Annotated in this window: 6 protein-coding genes and 1 pseudogene; all 7 read right to left on the bottom strand. The window is 47.8% G+C overall.

Annotation, left to right across the window (positions count from 1 at the left end; genetic code table 11):
- Window positions 1-565 (bottom strand): annotated as a pseudogene (locus DBO31_RS08390) (undecaprenyl-phosphate galactose phosphotransferase WbaP); the annotation flags it as partial.
- Window positions 566-741: 176 nt separating this feature from the next.
- A complete protein-coding gene (locus tag DBO31_RS08385) occupies window positions 742-1,176 on the bottom strand; it encodes a universal stress protein (protein ID WP_059077484.1) in 435 nt (144 codons plus the stop codon).
- The gene (locus DBO31_RS08380; protein WP_150824921.1) at window positions 1,173-2,309 is read right to left on the bottom strand and encodes an ABC transporter permease; all 1,137 of its coding nucleotides are present in this window, start codon (window positions 2,307-2,309) and stop codon (window positions 1,173-1,175) included. The genes DBO31_RS08385 and DBO31_RS08380 overlap by 4 nt, the downstream gene beginning before the upstream one ends.
- Window positions 2,290-3,402 carry an HlyD family secretion protein gene (locus tag DBO31_RS08375; RefSeq protein ID WP_150824920.1) on the bottom strand — a complete coding sequence of 371 codons (1,113 nt, stop codon included), beginning with the start codon at window positions 3,400-3,402 and terminating at the stop codon, window positions 2,290-2,292. The genes DBO31_RS08380 and DBO31_RS08375 overlap by 20 nt, the downstream gene beginning before the upstream one ends.
- 93 nt (window positions 3,403-3,495) lie before the next feature.
- Window positions 3,496-3,978 carry a MarR family winged helix-turn-helix transcriptional regulator gene (locus tag DBO31_RS08370; protein ID WP_059077481.1) on the bottom strand — a complete coding sequence of 161 codons (483 nt, stop codon included), beginning with the start codon at window positions 3,976-3,978 and terminating at the stop codon, window positions 3,496-3,498.
- Window positions 3,979-4,279: 301 nt separating this feature from the next.
- Entirely contained in the window at window positions 4,280-4,870 is a 591-nt protein-coding gene (locus DBO31_RS08365) for a DUF1847 domain-containing protein (protein ID WP_075582336.1), read from the bottom strand.
- A 38-nt stretch (window positions 4,871-4,908) separates the two neighbouring features.
- The coding region (locus DBO31_RS08360; RefSeq protein ID WP_304466351.1) for an enolase C-terminal domain-like protein at window positions 4,909-5,395 on the bottom strand (487 nt) is incomplete at its 5' end.

The raw sequence follows: 5,395 nt of genomic DNA, 5'->3' as shown, positions 1-5,395 counted from the left end.
GTTTATGATCTTCCAGGAAACCGATGAAATCATAGGCAAGACCGGAATCGTCCTTGAAATATTTTAGCACAATAGCAGCCGTCTTTCCTGCCCCCATGATGAGAACCGGGAGCTGCAGCATATGGAGACGGTTCAGCATTTTACGGCTGATGAAACGGAATAATACGAGAAAGAAGAAGGCAAAAATCCAGATAAATCCGATGAATAATCGCGATGTATGGGATGCTGTTTCCAGGACATACATGAGAAATATCATCACACCGACGGCATACAGATCGGCTTTGAAAATACGGGAAATGATGCGCCAGAACTGCATGCGTCGTGTATACAGAGACTGGACCTGCAGAAAAAGGATAAAAATAGCTGGCCCAATTACATGAAAACTGAGCCAGGAAATATGCAGGGCCGAATTGGTAATGAGCGCATTACGCAGGAAAAAAGACAGCTGTTCTGCCAGCAGGACAGCTAGATAATCGATTACGACCCACAACAGCGGCAGCACGATAGTGCTGTATTTATTTTTTATAGAAATGGATGTTTTCATGACGTCACTATGTCCGTTCATTCCCAAAATCCTCCTAGTTTGTAGCTTGTTTCATTTTAACATACCCGTCATAGTTTGTCAGCACGAGAAAACAATATGTTTTTTGAGTAGTTATGGTGCCATCAGACCTGCTCTAGTACTTCGTAAACACAGAAAAGTCCGCAAGGCGATATACAATGCACTGTGCGGACTTATAGTTATTTCATGATCAGGATCGGTACGTGGCTGCGCAGGAGGACGTAGTTGCTGACGCTGCCAAGAAGTATTTTTTTCAGGCCTGACAGGCCCCGGTTGCCAATGATGATGAGGTCCACCGGGTGTTCTTCACTGTATGTTACGATGTTTTGTGCCGGGTCTCCTATCTGGACGACGGCTTCGGCATGGATAGTATCGGGAATGAGAGGCATAAGTTTCAAAAGCAGTTTGTATCCTTTTTCTTTCAGTTCTCCCGGTATATATCCGCCAGTGCTGACTTGTTCAAAAGAATTGATTTCTTTATTCATATCTACTACGGTCAGCAATGTCAGGCTGCTGCCGCATTTTTGTGCCAGATAGACGGCTTTTTCCAGAGCCCGCCTCGATGGCTCGGATCCATCAACCGGTACCAGTATATGCTGTAATTCTTCGTTCATAACAATTCCTCCTTCTGATGTGCCAATTTCTTCTGTTTCGTTCCGTAAAAGACCAGGCAGAAGACGATGAGGATGCAGGCGAAATAAATCAGGAATCCTCCAAATTCCGGGGCAATATCCCAGAATCCGGCACCGCGGATTGTAATGTCTCTCGTAAATTCATACTCCCAGGTCAGGGGAAAGAAATGAGCAAAGTAGCGTACCCACAGACTTTGCTGCATAATCGGGCTGGTGGCACCGCCAAGAATAAATCCCATAGGTATAAAGAGTATCATGCGGCTGGCAGCTACGCCGGGGTTGGCTGCATTCCATCCAAAGAGCAGGCTCATCATTCCGACGGCCGGGATATAGAAGCACTGGGTCAGGAAAAACAGGAGCAGGCTGCCTGTGAAAGCCATGTCATTCAGGAAATGAAGGATGACCATGCCGACAGTAAGGGCCGTCATGAGGCAGATACAATACGGGATGAGACGGACGAGTATGGCAAACGGCGTTCCCTCCTGCTGTGTACGGGCTAGTTCCCCGGTCATGCGCAGCCTGGGTATCATACCGATGGTAGCAAAGGTAAAAAACATGGAAGAAAAGAAAAAGAGAAATCCCTGGACTTCCCCATTGTTGGCTGCGGAACCCTGTGGATTGAACAGGAGCCGGTCTCGCAGGGTAATGCCCCGTTCTGCCCGGGATGTTGTGGGAGCCGCCAGTTTTTCATTTTCTACCGCCACGATAGCATTGAGACCTTCTATGATATCTGCGTTCTGGGCAATGCTCGTATTGTCATAAAATACACCAATGGTCCCGGCAGCATCACTGTAGCGGTTCTTTTCCAGATCTTTTGGGAAATAGACGACGGCAGCAAACCGGTCCCGATAAAAAAGCGATTTCGGATTGACTGCTGTATGAAGGACCGTATCGATGCGGATATACGGGGAGGCATCCATCTCGTCGATGACCTGATGGCTGTATTTGGAGTTATCCAGATCGATGACGGCGACCGGGGCATCCTGTATATAGTTATTCCCCAGGAGCACTGTAAATAATACGGCGCAGACCACCGCTACGATTATCGCCACTTTTTCATAAGGCATGCCCATACCGGAAAATAGAAAAGCCAGCTCACGTTTCAGAGAGTTCATGATCGGTCACCTCGATTGTCTGACCCGGCAGGACTTTTTCTTCCGGATTGGTGTAGACGCGGATTTGGAAAGCCGTAAGGTCGGCCTGCCCTTTTTCTCTTGTGCCCTTCAGGTCGGCAAAGCCCGGTGCCTGCGTGATAAACCGTATCGTACCACCTACGCGATGGCCATCCGTTATGGCCGTACCGGACAGATTCTGCCCTTCGTGAAGGCGGACAGCCTGTTTTTCACTGACATAGATATCATAATATTTCCGTTTGCTTTCCAGGAGGATGACCGGCGTGTCAGCCTGAATCATTTCTCCTTTCTTGGCCAGCAGTTTCAGTATTTTACCATCTTCCGGCGCTCTCAGAATCAAGCGGTCTTTTTGTACTTCCAGCTGCTGCAGTTGTACACGGAGCTGGTTGCGCTGCTGGACCAGGGATTCTCTGTCATGTCCCTTGTTGGCTACAGTCTGGCGCTGTTCTTCAATTTGTGGCAGTACCATGGTGTTCGTATCACCCGTATCCATGGCTCCACCCAGTAATTTAGCCAGGCCTTCCTGCTGCTGGTTCATAGCGGCCTGGGCTACAGAAAGAGCCGCTTCCGAGTCGTCCATATCGGATTTTGCGATGGCTCCCTGACTGTACAGGGCCATTTTACGGTCGTAATCCCTCTGGGCATTGACCAGTGTGGCAGCGGCCGAATCGATAGCTGCACGCTGCTGATCAATCTGGCGCCGGCTTTCCTGTTCTGTCGTATTGGTCTGGGCAAAGCCAATCTGTATAGAACCTTCCATCGATTGTATCTGTGCATCGAGCTGGGCAATCTGGGCCTGGGTTTTAGCAATATCGAGGTCTACATCGGTACTGTCCAGTTCCATCAGGATGTCGCCGGCTTTTACTTCCTGCGATTCCTGCACGGCTTCCCGGATCAGTTTGCCACTGACTGATTGAAAGGATACTTTTACCTGCTCTGCCGTGACGATGCCATCTTTTTTTATGATGCCCTGAGCGACGGCATCATTTCCCTTATACAGCAGCAGAATTCCGCCGGCAATGAGGACGATGATAAAGAATATCCCCATATGCATCGCTTTTCTGCGCCATATCATATTTTGTCCGTCCATACTAAACAGTCCTTCCATTTATATATTTAGCTAGCTAACTAATTATATCTAATATCACATAGGGACTGTCAGTCAGACTTATCCTGTCAGTTTCTTCAGCAGTCCGATGAGTTCATTTTGTTCCTGTTCCGTGAGTCGTCCCATGAGTTTCGTAATGCGCAGATAATGACCGGGCAGTACTTTTTCCGTATAGGCCTTCCCGGCCGGTGTCAGCAACAGTTTCTTTGCCCGCCGGTCTTCCTGGCTCGACCGGGCTTCTACTAATCCATCCCGTACTAGTCGCTGTGACATGACGCTGATTGTCGCTTTGGTCACTCCCGTCTTCTCTGCCAGGTAACTCGGTGCAATGCCTTCCGGATGCTGGTGCAGGACGATGAGGACCCGCAGTTTACCTTCGCTGAGTTGATATTTTTTTTCCAGGACGTCATTGATATCACAACGTATTTCTTCGGCAGCCTGCATGATGCGCAACATGGCCAGTACTGCCGGAGGATTGATTTCCGGAATCAGGCTGGCATGTTGTTCCAGTTCTTCCCGTGTCGGAAACGCTTCAATTTTCATCACTGTCATCCCTTTATAATTAGTTAGCTTATTAACTATAAGTATAGACACTTTTTCTGAATTTGTCCATACTTGAGCCTTTTTTCCTACAGGCCCTTTACTTCATCAGGGATGTTGCGCGGCATGCTCCAGCCCACGATAATACCAGCGGACGAAATACAATTGAAGCAGCTATATCAGAAGTTCCATTTTCTCTTCCAGATTTTCATCAAATGGCCCGCCTGTAGACATATTTACAGAATCTGCCCAGCCCCATCGTATAAGTATATGACAGGGGCCGGGCAGAGTTTATCAGTACAGACTATTCCAAACCGAGTTTCTTTTTCCAATAGCCGGAATAGACGACTGACATGGGGTTATGAGCTAGTACACGGTCTTTAACTACCAGTGTCGTGACAGGGCCTTTGCAAGTCCGTGCAAAAAGCGCATCATGACCAACACAGAGACCAGCCGATACAAATAATTGGCAGTTCTGCTTATTGAGAAAATCAGCCTGGCCTTTTGGATTGCACATGCATTCTACAGGGGCATCGGGATTTACTTTTTTCAGGCCTAGGACATCTTTTTCGACACCACAATTTTTACAGCAGACAGAATACACTTCGAACTCCTTGGACAAGTAAGCAGCAAACAGGCGTGCTTCTTCGGCTATACCGATACAAAAGCCGATACCAATTTTTGTATAACCCATTTTTCTGGCAAAAGCTGCTGTTTCCTGCAGGCGCGTATATTTCATGTAATATGTAGCTTCTACATAAGCCGCGGCATCCATGATGCGCCGTTCTTCTTCATTATATAATGCCAGTACTTCTTCGGTCTGTACCCCTGTACAGCTTTTTCCCAATCGGGCACACATATGATTGCAGTTGCAATTGGCACAGTCTCCTAACATAGAAATCATCTCCTCTTTTCGTCGTTTCTTTTAGTATACTACGAGTTAACCAGGAAGTAGTCAGATTGTTTGTATACTTCTTCTGTAATATCCTGCCCGATTCCCGGGAGATCCGGAACGGCATACTGTCCGTTTACAGGTTGATAATCGTATTGAACCAGTTCTCTGTATTCCTTCAGTAAGGTTTTCTGGTGATGTTCATGAATGATAAAATTAGGAATAGCTGCTTCCGCCTGAATCGCTGCCGCTTCTGCTACTCCTGTACCGGCAACGTGGGCTTGTACGGTGATTTCATACGCGTGGGCCATATCTGCAATTTTCCGGAACTCGGAAAATCCGCCGCACGACCCCAGATCAGGCTGTATAACATCTAATGACCGGTCTGTAAAATATGGCAGATAGCCAAAGCGGGAGTAAATCCGTTCTCCTGATGCCAGGGGGATATGTCCGTCTTCTATAAGAACAACCCGGTCAGCCAGATAGACGGCTTCGCTGACATCGTGTGTCACGAGAACCAGAGTAACC

It is taken from the genome of Megasphaera sp. DJF_B143 (assembly GCF_900320625.1).
In the GTDB taxonomy this organism is placed as follows: Bacteria; Bacillota; Negativicutes; order Veillonellales; family Megasphaeraceae; genus Megasphaera; species Megasphaera hexanoica.
Note: the sequence above shows the minus strand (reverse complement) of the source record. Positions and strands in the feature narration are given on the sequence as shown.

What these genes read in the sequence shown, in the direction of transcription:
- DBO31_RS08385 (WP_059077484.1), bottom strand. Translation starts at nt 1,176, where the DNA reads ATGAACGAAGAATTACAGCATATACTGGTACCGGTTGATGGATCCGAG.
- DBO31_RS08380 (WP_150824921.1), bottom strand. Translation starts at nt 2,309, where the DNA reads ATGAACTCTCTGAAACGTGAGCTGGCTTTTCTATTTTCCGGTATGGGC.
- DBO31_RS08375 (WP_150824920.1), bottom strand. Translation starts at nt 3,402, where the DNA reads ATGATATGGCGCAGAAAAGCGATGCATATGGGGATATTCTTTATCATC.
- DBO31_RS08370 (WP_059077481.1), bottom strand. Translation starts at nt 3,978, where the DNA reads ATGAAAATTGAAGCGTTTCCGACACGGGAAGAACTGGAACAACATGCC.
- DBO31_RS08365 (WP_075582336.1), bottom strand. Translation starts at nt 4,870, where the DNA reads ATGTTAGGAGACTGTGCCAATTGCAACTGCAATCATATGTGTGCCCGA.